The sequence below is a fragment of the Faecalitalea cylindroides genome (genome assembly GCF_028321995.1).
GTDB lineage: Bacteria > Bacillota_I > Bacilli_A > Erysipelotrichales > Erysipelotrichaceae > Faecalitalea > Faecalitalea cylindroides.
On record NZ_JAQLXG010000006.1, the window covers coordinates 26,958 to 42,211 of the forward strand.

The following is a 15,254-nucleotide window of genomic DNA, read 5'->3' on the forward strand; positions in this document are numbered from 1 at the left end:
GGAGCGTAAAGCTCCTTTTTGATTTTAGAGATAGAAAGGAACATTATATGAAGGTCTTTTTAACAGGATCTAAACAGATTGGAAAAAGTACATTGATCCAAAAATTCATTCAGGAAAATCAAGTGCCTTGTAGTGGATATATTACATTACCATATTTTGAAAACGGTGAAAGAATAGGGTTTTATCTTCATTCTTTAATCAGTCTAGAACGCAATGATATTCTATTTTCACATGGTAAACAGGTTGTTAAAGGTGTGTTTGATGATTTTGGCGTTGAAATCTTAGAACATTCTAATTCAGGTTTATTGATACTAGATGAAATTGGATTCCTGGAAAGAGATGAAAGAAAATATCTAGATGTATTGATAAAGAAAATCAAAGAATATCCTAATGTCTTGGGCGTGTGTAGAAAAATCGATATATCTTATATCAAAGAAATCAAGCATCTTCCTGAAGTGATCGTATATGATTTAGACCATTGTGATTTTGAAGAAGTAAAGAAAGCGATCGAAACATTATGGGCGATGAAGAAGTAGAAATACTTCTTTTCTTTTTTACTATAATTATATATACTGATTATAGCGTTTATCTCAAGTGAGAGTAACGAGGTGATGTTTTTGAAATATGATATTAAGGTGCGCATTGGACAAAAGGAAGCCAGTTTTGGAAAAGGTGTAATTGAGTTGATGGAAGGAGTCGAGAGAACCGGTTCGCTTTCGGCCGCTTACAAAGCTATGAACATGTCGAGTTCAAAAGCTTGGAAAATTATCCAAAGGGCCCAACAAGATCTTGGAATTGTCTTATTTGAAAGTAAAAGCGGAGGTGCTGATGGAGGGCATACTATTATTACGGCTCAAGGCAAAGAACTAATGCGAAAATATCGATCCATGATGTTGGAAATAGAAAGACAAGCTGAAATATCGTTTCAAAAATATTTTACAGAATAGGAAGGGACAGTTTATGAAAAAATTACTAAGTGCAGGTCTATGTTTAAGTATGTTTTTATTGGCTGGCTGCCAGGGACAACCACAGGATACGACATTGACCATTACAGATCAGGCAGGTCGTGAAGTTACATTTGAAGAACCTTGTCAAACAGCAGCTAGCGGCTATTACATCACAACAACGATCATGATTGGCTTGCAGCAGCAGGATAAGTTGACTGGAATTGAAATGAAACCAGAGACTCGTCCAATTTATGCCAAGGCTGCAGAAGAGATTTTAGATTTACCTCAATTAGGAAATAAAAAGATGTTCAATGTTGAAGAATGTGCCAAGGCAGATCCAGATGTTGTTTTCTTACCAGTCAGTCTTGAAAGTTATGTTGAAGAATTAGAAGCATTAGATATTCCAGTTGTACTTTTAGAACCGGAAACAGCGGATGATTTTGAAGAAGCTGTTGAAATTATTGGTAAAGTAATGGGATGTGAAGATAAAGTCGATGAATATAAACAGTATGAAGAAGATTTATTAGAAAAATATGAACTTGATGAAGTTGAGGAAGAACCAACTGTTTATTTTGCAGGATCTGATCTATTAACTTGTGCAACAGATGATATGTATCAAGGAGAAATCTTATCTTATGCACAGGCAGATAATGCGATTGATGCTGAAGGAAGCAGCTGGGTAAATATCGATATCGAAACATTGTTGGCAGCAAATGCAGATTATGTATTTATTGAAGCAGGTTCTTTAAGTGCAGATGATTTTAAAAATGATGCAAGAGTAAAGGAACTTCAAGCCGTACAAAATGATCATGTTTATGTATTCCCTAGTACGCTTGAAACATGGGATACACCATCACTTTCAAGTTGTTTAGGTAAATTATGGGCTGCATCAATTTTACATCCTGAGCTGGTTTCTATGGATGATGTTGAAGCAGAATCTGTTGCCTTCTATGAACAATTCTATGGCTTTACGCCTGAGGCACAGGATCTGGCATTATAATGAAAAATGCGAAGACGTGGTTGCTGATCTTGTGTATAAGCATATTCGTATCTTTGTTTCTAGGACGTTATGGTCTTAGTATCAACGAGACATTTTCAGCACTTTGTTTTCAAGGAGATAAAATTGCGAACAGCCTATTATACAATATACGTTTACCACGTATTCTCTTAGTTTGTCTTTGCGGTGGAGCCTTATCAATAGCAGGAATGGTTTTTCAGACGATATTTAAAAACAGTTTAGCTAGTCCTGATATCATTGGAACAACCAGTGGTTGTTCGCTTGGTGCGATTTTAGGAATTCTATTTTTGAATGATGTGTTAATGATTGAACTTTCTAGCTTTATAGGGGGGTTGTTAAGTTTGTTTCTGGTATATTTTTTAACACGACGTTCAAAAGGCAATGAAATTGTGAATTTATTAATTTCGGGTATTATCGTACAGGCTATTTTTACATCACTGATCATGGCTTTTAAAATCGTAGCCGATCCTTATCAACAACTTCCTAGTATTGAATATTGGCTAATGGGAGGATTTGCCGACGCCAGCTGGTCAAATTTATTGATATGTTTTGTACTTATCTTAATCAGTGTATTTATTTTGTATCGGTTGCGTTGGTCAATACAGATCATAGGCTTTGGACAAGAGGCAAATACACTGGGGGTCGATGTAAAGAAGATAAGAAATAGAGCTTTGATTTTTTCAATCTTATTAGTTTCCAGTGTTGTTTCCGTTGCCGGACCAGTTAGCTGGGTAGGCTTGTTAGTGCCACATATGATTCGCTTGTGGACCAATCAGCCCATTTCAAAAAATTATGTACTGACATTTTTGGTTGGAGCTGTTTTTGTGTTATGGTGTGATAATATTGCTCGATGTTTATTTACGATCGAACTTCCTATCAGCATCGTTACAAGTTTTTTTGGAGCACTTTATCTTGCAATCATTTTCAGAAGAGGGAAAAAGGTCATATGATTCGATTAGAGAATATACGTTATCATTCAATCTTGTCTAATATTGATCTACATCTTGAAAAAGGTAAGATCGTGATGTTACTAGGAGAAAATGGTTGTGGAAAGACAACGTTGATCAAATGTTTGTTGCAGCTGATACCTTATGATGGAAAAGTTTATTTTCAAGATCGTTTGATCAATGATCTAGATAAAAGATCTTTGGCAGAAATTTTTAGCTACGTACCACAAATCAAAACTCTGGTCGATCATATTTCGGTCTTAGAGTTTGTGGTTGCCGGAAGGACACGGTTTTTACCCAGTTATCAAACACCATCCGATAAGGATTATGATATAGCTTTAAACGCTTTGAAAGAATTTGGATTGGAACATTTAAAGGAGCGTTCTATGTTTGAGATCAGTGGTGGAGAACTCCAGTTATGCTATGTTGCCAGATCGATCGTTCAAGAGGCAAATATCCTGGTCATGGATGAACCTTGCACGTTCTTGGATTATGAAAAACAATATCGGTTTATGGAACGAATCAAAATATTAAGAACAGATGATAAGATGATTCTTATCAGTATACATGATCCCAATTTAGCCATTCGATATGCCGATGAAATCGTGTTTATGAAAGATGGAAAGATCTTTGATACACTTGAAAAAAAAGATTTTGAGTTCATTGAAAAGTTCTGTGAAATTTATAATCAACTCTTCTCAAATCATTTTGCGTATGATAAAAATTCAAATTTAATTTATTGGAAATTTGAGGATAGATAAGTGTTAATCAACATGTAGTCTTGTGACTGCATGTTTTTTTCATATGATTTTATTCAATTATACAGGTATAAATGATATCATTAAAATATGGTATGATCGACATAGGAGGATAATATGTTAAAAATTCAAAAATATACATGTGCTCAATCTCTTGATGAAGCATATGCTGCTTTGATGAAGAATCCTAAAAACTGTATCATTGGTGGAATGATCTGGTTGAAAATGGAAGATAAAGTCGTGCCTGAGGCCATTGATCTTTCAAGTTTAGGTCTTGATCAAATCGAAGAAAAAGAAGATTGTTTCAAGATCGGAGCTATGGTTACTTTAAGAGAATTAGAATTACATGAACAATTAAATAAGGCAACGGGGAATGTAATTCATGATGCCCTTAAAGATATTGTAGGTGTGCAGTTGCGAAACTTGGCAACGATTGGAGGAAGTGTTTTTTCTCGCTTTGGCTTTTCCGATGTCCTTTGTGCTTTGATGTGTCTTGATGCGAGTGTACATCTATATCATGCAGGTGAAATGAGCATTCAGGAGTTTTCTAAATCAAATATTCAAAGGGATATCATTACACATATAACGATCAAGAAGAATGATTGGAAGAGTGCTTTTGTGTGTTTAAGACGATCCGCAACAGATATTTCTGTGTTGAATGTGGCGGTGTCTAAATCAAATCAATATCATATTTGTGTAGGAGCCAGACCGGGTGTAGCGACTCGCTATGATGTTGAAATTGATGATATTGATAAAGTAGCTTCTATGATCCAGAATAAGGTTATTTGTGGATCCAATATGCGCGGATCTAAAGAGTATCGCAGTCATCTGGTCAAAGTATTGACAGCGCGTGCATTAAGAAAGGTGGAATCACAGGATGCAGGTACAAATTAAGGTAAATGGGAAATTGATCAAAGATGATGTTTCTTGTGATCTATTATTGATTGATTTTTTAAGAAATCACGGATGTTACAGTGTTAAAAGAGGGTGTGAAACCAGCAACTGCGGTTTATGCACCGTTTGGATGGATGAAAAACCGGTTTTATCTTGTAGTATCTTGGCTGCACGAGCTAATAATCATTCAATTATGACTTTGGAAGGTTTGCAAAAAGAGGCCAAAGTATTTGCGAATTTTATGGCAAATGAAGGAGCTGAGCAGTGTGGCTTTTGTTCACCAGGCTTGATCATGAATGTATTGGCAATGGAAAAAGAGTTAAAGAATCCAAGTGAGGAAGAAATCAAGAATTATTTGGCAGGAAATTTATGCCGTTGTACTGGTTATATGGCACAGATGCGTGCGATTACCAAGTATTTGAATCGAGGTGCCTAGGATGAAATCAATTGGAAAACCTATTGTGAAAAAGGATGCCTATGCCTTGTTGAGCGGGCAACCGGTTTATACCGATGATCTTGCGACAAAAGACTGTTTGATCGTAAAGCTTTTACGTTCCCCTCATGCGTATGCAAGGATCAAGAACATTAATATCGATATTGCGAAAAAAGTTCCCGGCATTGCAGCTATCTATACATATAAAGATGTTCCGGATATTCGTTTTACCCTGGCTGGTCAATCATATCCAGAACCAAGTCCTTATGATCGAAAAATCTTAGATGAAGTGGTTCGATATGTAGGAGATGAAGTAGCTATTGTTGCCGGTGAGAATGAAGATTGTGTGGATAAAGCTCTAAAACTAATCAAAGTGGATTATGAGATCAAAGAGCCTGTTTTAGACTTTAGAAAAGCTTTGGATAACCCAATCAAAGTTCATGAAGAAGACAACTTTAGAACACTTTGTGATGTGGGAACGGATCAAAAACGTAATCTTTGTGCCCATGGTGAAAGTGTATATGGAGATGTTGAAGATGTCTTGAAGAATAGCGCAGTAGTTTTGGAAAGAACATATCATACAAAAGCCAATGCCCAGGCGATGATGGAAACTTTTAGAGCATTCTCCTATATCGATACATATGGCCGTTTGAATGTCGTAAGTTCAACACAGATTCCATTCCATGTTCGACGCATTCTTTCAAATGCCTTAGATATTCCTAAATCTAAGATTCGTGTGATAAAGCCAAGAATTGGTGGCGGTTTTGGTGCCAAGCAAACAGCATGCTGTGAAATTTTTAATGCCTTTGTAACCTGGAAATTAAAAAGACCGGCTAAAGTCATTTATACACGTAATGAGACATTTATAGCCTCTAATTCTCGTCATGAGATGCAGATGAAGGTTCGTTTGGGAGCAACCAAAGATGGTATCATTCAGGCAATCGATCTTTATACATTATCCAATACAGGAGCTTATGGAGAACATGGCCCTACGACGGTTGGGCTTTCCGGACATAAGTCTTTACCGATTTATAATCATTGTTTAGCAAGTCGTTTTGTATATGATGTTGTGTATACCAATACGATGCAGGCGGGCGCTTATCGTGGATATGGTGCAACGCAAGGTTTGTTTGCCATTGAATCAATCGTAAATGAGCTTGCTGATGAGTTAAATATGGATCCAGCTGAGTTGCGTTTAAAAAATGTTGTCCATGAAGGAGAAACACTTCCTCAATATTACAATGAATATCTTAACAGCTGTACCCTTGATCGATGTATTGAAAAGGCAATGGAAATGATCGACTGGAAAAATAAACCGCTAGTTAGAGATATGGGTGATTTTACACGTGGTCTAGGAATTGCATGTTCTATGCAGGGATCAAGTATCTCAAATGTCGATCTAGCCAGTGTAGAAGTTAAGCTGCAGGATGATGGTTTCTATACTCTATCTATAGGTGCGACGGACATGGGTACTGGTTGTGATACGATCCTGGCACAGATCATGGCTGAATGTATGGATTGTGATATTGATCAAATCATTACCAATGGTGTAGATACAGATACTTCGCCTTATGATTCAGGTTCATACGCTTCCAGCACGACATATTTAACAGGTACTGCGGTTGTAAAAGCCTGTGAAGAATTAAAAGGCAAGATCGTGCAAATGGCGGCAGAACTTATGCAGATAGAAGCAGATCATATTACTTTTGATGGATCGAAAATTGTTTCTGTTCAAGATGGCAAAGAGATGGAACTTAAAGATTTTGCGCACACTTGTTTTGCCGGAGGAAAGGGACGTAATTTGATTGCGACAGGTTCACATGTTTCTAAAACTTCACCACCTCCATTCATGGTCGGAATTGCGGAAGTAGATGTAGATAAAGAAACAGGAGCTGTTTCTGTACATGATTATGTCAGTGTAGTGGATTGTGGAACAATCATAAATTCCAACTTAGTAAGAGTTCAGGCTGAGGGTGGAATTGCCCAGGGAATCGGAATGGCACTTTTTGAAGATATCAAGTATTCAGATAAGGGAAAGATGATAAATAATTCTTTCTTTCAATATAAGATTCCTACGCGTTTGGATGTAGGGACGATTCGTGTAGATTTTATTCCTAGCTATGAGGATAATGGCCCATTTGGTGCAAAATCCATTGGGGAAGTTGTCATCAATACACCATCTCCAGCCATTGCCTCTGCCGTAAGACATGCTACAGGTTTCCAGGTGAGAACACTTCCAATTACACCTGAAAAAGTTTTATTCAAAAAAGATGAAGATTGATCTTTGTGTATTGGCTGCAGGGAATGCCAGACGGTTTAGCGGAAATAAGCTTCTTTGTGAGTTTAAAGGTAAACCATTGATCCGACATCTTTTAGATAAAATTGATCCAATTTTATTTTCGCATGTATATGTGGTGACACAGTATGATCAAATTGCAGATATCGCAAGAGAATATGGCTTTGAGATCATTATGAATGATGCACCTGATCTTGGGATTGGTTACTCAATAAAGTTAGCGAGTATGCAATGTCAAAGTGATGCGATCATGTTTGTGGTATCGGATCAGCCTTTTCTAAAGGAAGATACGATCAAAAAGATGGTTGAGCTTGCCAATCATGAAGATATCATAGCCTTAGAATACGATCATATTTTCTATAATCCGATGATCTTTCCAACCAAATATTTGGATGATCTAAAGCATTTACAAAATCACAGAGGTGCAAAACAGCTGATCAAAGGAAAATCAATTGTTTCTGTACCTTGTGATGCCTTGGAAATCGTAGATATTGATACACGGGAAGATTTAAATACATTAATGTAAAGACAGGAGGTATATAGTGCATAAAAAATATTTCTTTTTTGATATTGATGGAACATTGACAAATCGTGAAACAAAAGAAGTTGTTCCTTCTGCTAGAGTGGCTTTGAAAAAATTAAAAGAGGCAGGTCATTTTGTGGCTATTGCCACAGGAAGGGCGCATTATAAGGCTGTTGGTTTTATGCATGATGTCGAATTAAGCGATATGGTGTGTGCCGGTGGCGGTGCTCTGGTTATTGATGATCAGCTCATTCACAATATTCCTCTTGATCTAGATAAAGCAAAGGGTGTGATCAAACAGGCAGAAGAACTTGGCTATGGTGTATTGTTGATGCTTGATGATTCCATTGATGTATACTCCAAGAATGATTTGTTTAGAGAACAGTGTGGTCCACGAAAAGAACCAACCAATTATATCATTGATCCAGCTTTGGATTATGATGCCTTACAAGCAATCTATAAAATATATATTTCGATCTCAAAAGAAAAAGAAGATGAACTAACGTTAAAAGATACATTAGGTCACCTTCGCTTTGTTGAAGAGTATTTGATGTTTCAATATGATGAAAAGAAGCAGGGAATCCTCGATATGATGAAGATCTTAAAAGGCAATCTAGAAGATGTTGTCGTGTTTGGAGATGACTACAATGACATGGTCATGTTTGATCCACGATGGACAAGCATCGCTATGGGAAATGCTTGCAAAGAATTAAAAGAAAAGGCATCCTATGTGACGGATGCCAATGTAGAGGACGGAATTTATAAAGCCTGCCAGAAATTTGGCTGGTTTAAAGATGTGCAAGACGAATGACTTGTACATCTTTTTTAATATGGCTCTTTTTTATCTGTCCTGTTGAGTAGATAATCAACGCTTGTATTATAGTATTCAGCAAGTTTTACTAATTGTTCAAGGGGAATCGCTCTATCATCGTTTTCATACCTTGAATAGGTTCTTTGAGTAACATTTAGATACTTAGCGATATCGGCTTGAGTCAAATCGTTGTCTTCTCTAAGGTCTCTTATCCTTTTCAATTTCATAAATATCCCCTAATTCATTATATATGGTTGGAAATAAATTTTTGAAAATTAGGTCAAATTGGACTGAAAACTGTACGATTTGACGTCAAATGATAGAGGTTTCATGAAGCGTGCTTAAGTGTATATAGGCATATCGAGCAGGCTGTTGCAACATTTAAAGATTCAAAAGTGTCCATTTCGATCTTGATGCTCATATCGCAAATGTTCAAGATATCTTGTCGAATTCCTTTTCCTTCATTTCCCAAAACCAGACCATAAGGCAATTTAGGTTTTACTTCCTGTAAATTTTTGTATGGTTCATGAAGGCTTGTAGCATAAATGGTCGTGTTTTCGATCTGCAAAAAACGGATGGTATCGTATAGATCTGTGTTCATGGTTCCAATATGGAATATAGCGCCTTGACTTGATTGTAGAGTTTTAGGGTTATAGATGTCTGCACAATCTTTGGATAGATATACATAGTCTACTCCAAATGCATAAGCGCTTCTTAAGATTGTTCCAACATTGCCGGGATCTTGAATGCCATCCAATAATAAAACAACATCAAATTTCTCGGGTTGAATATCAGGTTTTGTACAAACTCCAATTATTTTGGCATCGGAATTCTGCGATGAAAGCTTGTTGATGACCTGCTGGGAACAAAAGATAGGTTCAAGATCAGTGAAATTATTTTCGCCTTCCAGCAGATAGATTTCTTTTAGGCAGTTTGCAGACATGGCTTCTTCGATCATATGATGACCTTCTACAAGGAATAATCCGCTTCTATCTCTTTCTTTTTTTTGTAACAGTTTAGCGCGCTCTTTGATTTGTTTGTTCTGTGTTGATTCAATATATTTCATGAAATCATTGTACCATGAATTGCCATAGATTTGTATTGGGCTTTTTTATGGTTATACACTTAAAAAAAATCAAAATTAGTGTATAATATTATCGTGTACCCTTTTATCTAAATTTGAGGGATATGTAAAGGAGAAAAAACAGTGAACGAAAAAACATTTAATGATGTTGTTGCTCATATGAAGAGCACAGGATTTGTCTATCAGGGTTCTGAGATCTATGGTGGTCTTGCGAACACTTGGGATTTTGGCCCTTTGGGAATCGAACTGAAGAATAATATAAAAAATGCCTGGTGGAAACGATTCATCCAGGAAGATCCAAACAATGTTGGACTTCAAAGTGCCATTTTAATGAATCCAAATGTTTGGGTAGCTAGCGGACATGTTGGTGGATTTAGTGATCCATTGATGGATTGTAAGGAATGTAAATCACGTTTTAGAGCAGATCAGTTAATTGAAGAGGCAACGAATCATGAAGTGAACTGTTCAAAAATGACAAATGAAGAGATGGAGGATTACATTGCCAACCATGATATCGTATGTCCAAAATGTGGGGCAAAGAATTTTACCGGTATCCGTCAATTTAACTTGATGTTTAAAACATTCCAGGGCGTTTTAGAAGATGCTAAGAGCACGATTTATCTGCGTCCTGAAACAGCACAGGGTATCTTTGTAAATTTTAAAAATGTACAGAGAACGATGCGTAAGAAACTTCCATTTGGTATTGGTCAGATTGGTAAGAGTTTCCGTAATGAAATTACACCAGGAAACTTTATTTTCCGTACTCGTGAATTCGAACAGATGGAACTTGAATTTTTCTGTAAACCAGGAACCGATCTTGAATGGTTTGAATATTACTGCAATGCGTGTGTGCAATTCTTAAAAGATCTAGGTTTAAGCGAAGAAAACATTCGTTTACGTGCTCATGATCCAGAGGAGCTGGCACATTATTCAAATGGTACGAGTGATATTGAATACAATTTCTCAGAACCAATTGGCTGGGGTGAGTTATGGGGCATTGCCGATCGTACGGATTTTGACTTAAAAGCTCACCAGACTACCAGCAAGCAGTCATTGGAGTATTTTGATCAGGAAACAAATTCTAAATATATTCCATATGTTATTGAACCTAGTGTTGGTGTTGAACGTTTGATCTTGGCGGTTATGTGTGAAGCTTATGAGATGCAGCAACTTGAAAATGATGAACGTTTGGTTCTTCATTTACATCCTTATCTGGCACCTTATAAAGTAGCTGTGCTTCCATTATCTAAAAAATTAAATGATCAGGCTTCCAAGGTCTTCAGTGATCTTGCTTCTGAATTTACATGTACTTATGATGATGCTCAAAGTATTGGAAAACGTTATCGTCGTCAGGATTCTATCGGAACGCCATTTTGCGTTACGGTTGATTTTGAAACCGAAAAAGATAACTGTGTAACAGTACGCGATCGCGATACGATGGAACAAGAACGCGTAGCCTTAAGTGAGTTAAAAGATTATATTGAACAAAGAATCAAATTTTAAGCAGGTGGTATGATTTGAGCTGGATAAAAGAAGAGGATATGCGAGCGATACGCCAACAGGCGGATATCGTTGATATCATGTCTAATTATCTAACATTGGAAAAAAAAGGAAAGAATTACAGAGCAATCTGTCCGTTCCACGATGATCACGATCCAAGTTTATCTATTTCTACAGATAAACAGATCTTTAAGTGTTTTGTATGTGGAACAGGAGGAAATGTATTTACTTTTGTACAAAAGATAGAAGAAATTTCTTTTCCGGAAGCTGTTGCCAAGGTAGCGCAGATGATAGGGTATCCATTGGAAATCAGTACGAATGGATTTGAAGCAAAGCCAAATGTAAATCAACCTTATTATGATGTTATGAATGATTATATCGCTTATACTCAATATGAGTTGAATGCTGCTACTGGTATGGCATGCCTTGAATATTGTCATAGACGAAATATCAACGAAGATATCATTAAGCGATTCCAAATCGGGTATGCTCCAGCACAGGAAAAGTCCTACCATTATTTAAAAGCTAAAAAATACAGTGATGAAATTTTGTTGGATACAGGTTTGATTCGTGAAGGAAATGATGGATACACTTCAACCTTCTTTGATCGTTTGATGATACCGATTCATGATGAAAATGGAAATCCAGTTGGATTTACAGCGCGTATCATTACAAATAAAGAGGGGGCTCCTAAATATATCAATACTTCACAAACAAAGATTTATGAAAAATCAAATCTTGTATTCAACTATCATCGAGCGAAAGATTTTGCTCGTAAAAAACATCGTTGTATCCTGGTTGAGGGAGCCATGGATGTCATTGCCTTGGAAAAAGCCGATATCCATGAAGGTGTTGCTTGTCTGGGAACAGCCTGTACGACAAATCAGATCAATTTATTGAAACGATTACAAGTTGGTATCGTGGTTTGTTATGATGGGGATAGAGCGGGTATGGATGCTACGTATAAATTCTCCAAGATGGCTTGTGAACATGGACTTCACTTTGTAATCGTAAACAACCGTACAAAGAAAGACCCGGATGAAATATTTGAAGAACAAGGGAAAGATGGTCTGGAAGCATTGATTTCCAAGACTGTTTCATATGTAGAATTTTTGTTTGGTTATCTGTTGACTAAGTACAATCTGGATAACTATGAAGATAAGAAAAAGTATGCCGAAGAGATTTATGATGCGATCAAGAAAACTTGTGATGAAGTCGAAAGCGCAACATATCTTTCACGCATAAAAACGCAGACAGGATTTGATTTTAGTGCTTTAAAGCACAATCAAAAGCCATCGGAGCGAAAACGTACAAGTGCGCCTAGATCATATACGTATTTAGAAGCGCCTTTGCAGGGAAGATTGAAAGCAGAGCAATCATGCCTTGCCATGATGTTATTGTCAAAAGAAGCAGCAATGCGATTTAAAGATGAGATAGGTTTCTTTAAAGATGATCTATGCTCAAAATTGTCGCTTTACTGTTACGATATGTATCGAAGTAAAGATCGTCTGGATATGGATGGTCTGATAGCTTCGATCGATGAAGAAGAAGTTAGAAACTTTTTTATCAGTTTGATAGGAAATAGCTCTCTACCCGGAAAATATGATGAAGAATACTTCCAAGATTGTCTTATCAAGATCAAGGAATGTACGCTTAAAGAGCAGATTGACTTAATCAATCAAAAAATAGAGAGCATGCCTTCGGCTATGGAAAAGCTGAAATTAGCTTCTAAGAAAAATGAACTTATCGTGCAAAAAAATGCACTTAGAAGAAAGGATGGTTGATGTTATGACAAATTCCTTAACTGATGCTTTAAAAAACAAAAAGTTCGCCACTTTAGAAGATGCCAAAGAATATATTCTTGCGTGCCGCGATGCTGATGTTGAAGTATCACAAAATCAGTTTATAGAGTCTATTTCCCAGTTAAATTTATCAGATGATGACATGGATAAGTTGTTTGACTGGTGTGACGAAAATGAGATCTCTTTCATGGATCAACACGAGTTTGATATGGATGAAGAAGTCATTGATGATGTGGATGAAGATCTAGATTCTAGAATTGATGATGCAGTCGATGAAAATTCCATCGAAGATGAAATTTCTCAGTTAGAGCAGACATTTGCCAATGCATCGCATACTAAGATCAATGATCCAGTAAAGATGTATTTGAAGGAAATTGGACAAATTCCATTGTTGGATCCAAAAGAAGAGCCAATCATTGCCAAGAGAATTCAAGATGGAGAAGCCGCAAAGAAAAAGTTGGAAGAACCAGATCTTGATATAGAAGAAAGAAAAAAACTTGCCAGTGTTGTTGCCGATGGAGAAGAGGCAAAACAAGTGTTGATCTCAAGTAACTTAAGACTTGTTGTTTCCATTGCCAAAAAATATGTTGGACGTGGTATGTTGTTCCTAGATTTGATTCAGGAAGGAAACTGTGGTTTGATCAAAGCGGTTGAAAAATTTGATTATACAAAAGGTTTTAAATTCTCTACATATGCAACTTGGTGGATTCGTCAGTCTATCACGCGTGCAATCGCCGATCAGGCAAGAACAATTCGTATTCCAGTGCATATGGTAGAAACGATCAATAAGCTTACAAGAATTCAACGTCAATTGGTACAGGATCTAGGAAGAGATCCATTACCGGAAGAAATTGCGGAAAAAATGGAAAATATCACAGCGGATAAAGTGCGTGAGATCCAGAAGATTGCTCTAGATCCAGTGAGCCTTGAAACACCGATTGGCGAAGAAGATGATTCTCATCTGGGTGATTTCATCGAAGATAAGGAAACTTTGTCTCCAGACGATTATACTAATAACCAGCTTTTAAAAGACGAAATCAATAACGTATTACAAGGCCTTACAGAACGTGAAGAAAAAGTATTGCGGTTACGTTTTGGTTTGATGGATGGAAGAACACGTACACTTGAAGAAGTTGGTAAAGAGTTCAATGTTACACGCGAACGAATTCGTCAGATTGAGGCAAAGGCATTACGTAAATTAAAACACCCAAATCGTTCTAAACGATTAAAAGATTTTGTTAAATCATGATATCTGTATCAAAGAGATTACAGGCAATCGTTGATTGGATCGATGGAACGATTCTAGCTGATATTGGATGCGATCATGCTTATGTGGCCATTGAAGCAATTCGCCAAAAGAAGGTTTTAAAGGCTTATGCATGTGATATTGCCCAAGGACCATTGAACAATGCGAAAAAAGCAATTGAAGAGCTTGGTTTGCAGGATAAGATTGAATGTGTCTTGATGGATGGAATTTCCGGACTTTCTTCAGAAGTTGATTTTGTGGTAATTGCGGGCATGGGTAGTAAGACCATTGAAATGATCCTTGATAATGGGGATTGTACAAATCGAACTTTTCTTTTGATGCCGCATAAAGATGAAGATTCTTTGCGAAAATATTGTGCATGCCATCATCTGCGTATAGAAAAAGAGCGGATGATCCACGATGGAAATCATTATTATCCGCTCCTGAAGGTTTCTCATGATCTAAAATCTACTCAAAGTTTGAATCAGGCAGAAATATTTTATGGTAAAAATATGCAGAAAGATCAAGTGTTCTATGATTTTATGGAAAAAGAACAAAAGAAATGGTCTATGATCTATCAACAAATGCCGGAAGATAAAAGTGATTTAACTTTACAAAGATTAAAAGCCATCCAATCTTTATCTAAAAATTAATAACCCATCATTTCAAAACCACTCTCATGTTTTAAGGGAATCTGGTGGACTGAGATGCTTTCAATATGGATCCTTGGTATCTTCTTCATAGATGCAACCAAGTGATCCATTTTTTCTTGTGATCCCTGCAATTCGCATTCGACACTTCCATCATAGTTGTTTTTTACCCATCCAACTAAGCCTAGATCAACGGCACGTTTCCATACCTCCACACGAAAACCAACACCTTGAACGATACCGGTAAAGCGATAGTGTCTTCGTATAATGCTGTTGTCTGTCATTATGAAAGGTTGAGGTTCTTTTTTCTTTTTTCTAAAAAAATTCATGATATTGCTCCTTACC

17 protein-coding genes are annotated in these 15,254 nt (G+C 36.8%); 14 read left to right on the forward strand and 3 right to left on the reverse strand.

Annotated elements, in window-relative coordinates:
• Positions 1–47: 47 nt before the first annotated feature.
• The 10 genes from PND65_RS04745 (at position 48) to PND65_RS04790 (ending at position 8,627) form a co-directional block, all read left to right on the forward strand.
• A complete protein-coding gene (locus tag PND65_RS04745) occupies positions 48–536 on the forward strand; it encodes a nucleoside-triphosphatase (RefSeq protein ID WP_271990861.1) in 489 nt (162 codons plus the stop codon).
• A gap of 75 nt (positions 537–611) precedes the next feature.
• Positions 612–947, forward strand: coding sequence for a winged helix-turn-helix domain-containing protein (locus PND65_RS04750; RefSeq protein ID WP_081683606.1), 336 nt, complete (start codon positions 612–614; stop codon positions 945–947).
• Between the two features lie 13 nt (positions 948–960).
• Entirely contained in the window at positions 961–1,947 is a 987-nt protein-coding gene (locus PND65_RS04755; protein ID WP_271990859.1) for an ABC transporter substrate-binding protein, read from the forward strand.
• The gene (locus PND65_RS04760) at positions 1,947–2,915 is read left to right on the forward strand and encodes a FecCD family ABC transporter permease (protein WP_035400398.1); all 969 of its coding nucleotides are present in this window, start codon (positions 1,947–1,949) and stop codon (positions 2,913–2,915) included. Before PND65_RS04755 ends, PND65_RS04760 begins: the two co-directional genes overlap by 1 nt.
• Positions 2,912–3,673, forward strand: coding sequence for an ABC transporter ATP-binding protein (locus PND65_RS04765; protein ID WP_271990857.1), 762 nt, complete (start codon positions 2,912–2,914; stop codon positions 3,671–3,673). The genes PND65_RS04760 and PND65_RS04765 overlap by 4 nt, the downstream gene beginning before the upstream one ends.
• A gap of 114 nt (positions 3,674–3,787) precedes the next feature.
• Positions 3,788–4,564, forward strand: a complete 777-nt coding sequence (locus PND65_RS04770) for an FAD binding domain-containing protein (RefSeq protein WP_087319810.1) — start codon at positions 3,788–3,790, stop codon at positions 4,562–4,564.
• Entirely contained in the window at positions 4,548–5,000 is a 453-nt protein-coding gene (locus PND65_RS04775; RefSeq protein ID WP_271990855.1) for a (2Fe-2S)-binding protein, read from the forward strand. Before PND65_RS04770 ends, PND65_RS04775 begins: the two co-directional genes overlap by 17 nt.
• A 1-nt stretch (position 5,001) precedes the next feature.
• On the forward strand, positions 5,002–7,278 hold the full coding sequence (locus PND65_RS04780) for a xanthine dehydrogenase family protein molybdopterin-binding subunit (RefSeq protein WP_271990853.1): 2,277 nt from the start codon (positions 5,002–5,004) through the stop codon (positions 7,276–7,278).
• The gene (locus PND65_RS04785) at positions 7,268–7,819 is read left to right on the forward strand and encodes a nucleotidyltransferase family protein (protein ID WP_271990851.1); all 552 of its coding nucleotides are present in this window, start codon (positions 7,268–7,270) and stop codon (positions 7,817–7,819) included. The genes PND65_RS04780 and PND65_RS04785 overlap by 11 nt, the downstream gene beginning before the upstream one ends.
• Positions 7,820–7,835: 16 nt before the next feature.
• Entirely contained in the window at positions 7,836–8,627 is a 792-nt protein-coding gene (locus PND65_RS04790) for an HAD-IIB family hydrolase (RefSeq protein ID WP_271990849.1), read from the forward strand.
• Positions 8,628–8,641: 14 nt separating this feature from the next.
• Here the strand turns inward: PND65_RS04790 and PND65_RS04795 are convergent, their stop codons facing one another.
• Positions 8,642–8,854, reverse strand: a complete 213-nt coding sequence (locus PND65_RS04795) for a helix-turn-helix domain-containing protein (protein WP_015535323.1) — start codon at positions 8,852–8,854, stop codon at positions 8,642–8,644.
• A 101-nt stretch (positions 8,855–8,955) separates the two neighbouring features.
• Positions 8,956–9,693, reverse strand: coding sequence for a TrmH family RNA methyltransferase (locus tag PND65_RS04800; protein ID WP_271990847.1), 738 nt, complete (start codon positions 9,691–9,693; stop codon positions 8,956–8,958).
• 141 nt (positions 9,694–9,834) lie between these two features.
• Here PND65_RS04800 and PND65_RS04805 point away from each other — a divergent pair, with 141 nt between their 5' ends.
• Genes PND65_RS04805 through PND65_RS04820 form a run of 4 tightly spaced genes read left to right on the forward strand, consistent with a single transcriptional unit; the run spans position 9,835 to position 14,912 of the window.
• Positions 9,835–11,214: a glycine--tRNA ligase gene (locus tag PND65_RS04805; RefSeq protein ID WP_195191063.1), complete on the forward strand. Its 1,380-nt coding sequence runs from the start codon at positions 9,835–9,837 to the stop codon at positions 11,212–11,214.
• Between the two features lie 14 nt (positions 11,215–11,228).
• Positions 11,229–12,995 carry a DNA primase gene (dnaG, locus tag PND65_RS04810; RefSeq protein ID WP_271990843.1) on the forward strand — a complete coding sequence of 589 codons (1,767 nt, stop codon included), beginning with the start codon at positions 11,229–11,231 and terminating at the stop codon, positions 12,993–12,995.
• 4 nt (positions 12,996–12,999) lie between these two features.
• Positions 13,000–14,262 carry an RNA polymerase sigma factor RpoD gene (gene rpoD, locus PND65_RS04815; RefSeq protein ID WP_270459167.1) on the forward strand — a complete coding sequence of 421 codons (1,263 nt, stop codon included), beginning with the start codon at positions 13,000–13,002 and terminating at the stop codon, positions 14,260–14,262.
• A complete protein-coding gene (locus tag PND65_RS04820; protein ID WP_271990841.1) occupies positions 14,259–14,912 on the forward strand; it encodes a class I SAM-dependent methyltransferase in 654 nt (217 codons plus the stop codon). Before rpoD ends, PND65_RS04820 begins: the two co-directional genes overlap by 4 nt.
• Here the strand turns inward: PND65_RS04820 and PND65_RS04825 are convergent.
• Entirely contained in the window at positions 14,909–15,238 is a 330-nt protein-coding gene (locus PND65_RS04825) for an acylphosphatase (RefSeq protein ID WP_271990838.1), read from the reverse strand. The genes PND65_RS04820 and PND65_RS04825 overlap by 4 nt on opposite strands.
• Positions 15,239–15,254 lie beyond the last annotated feature (16 nt).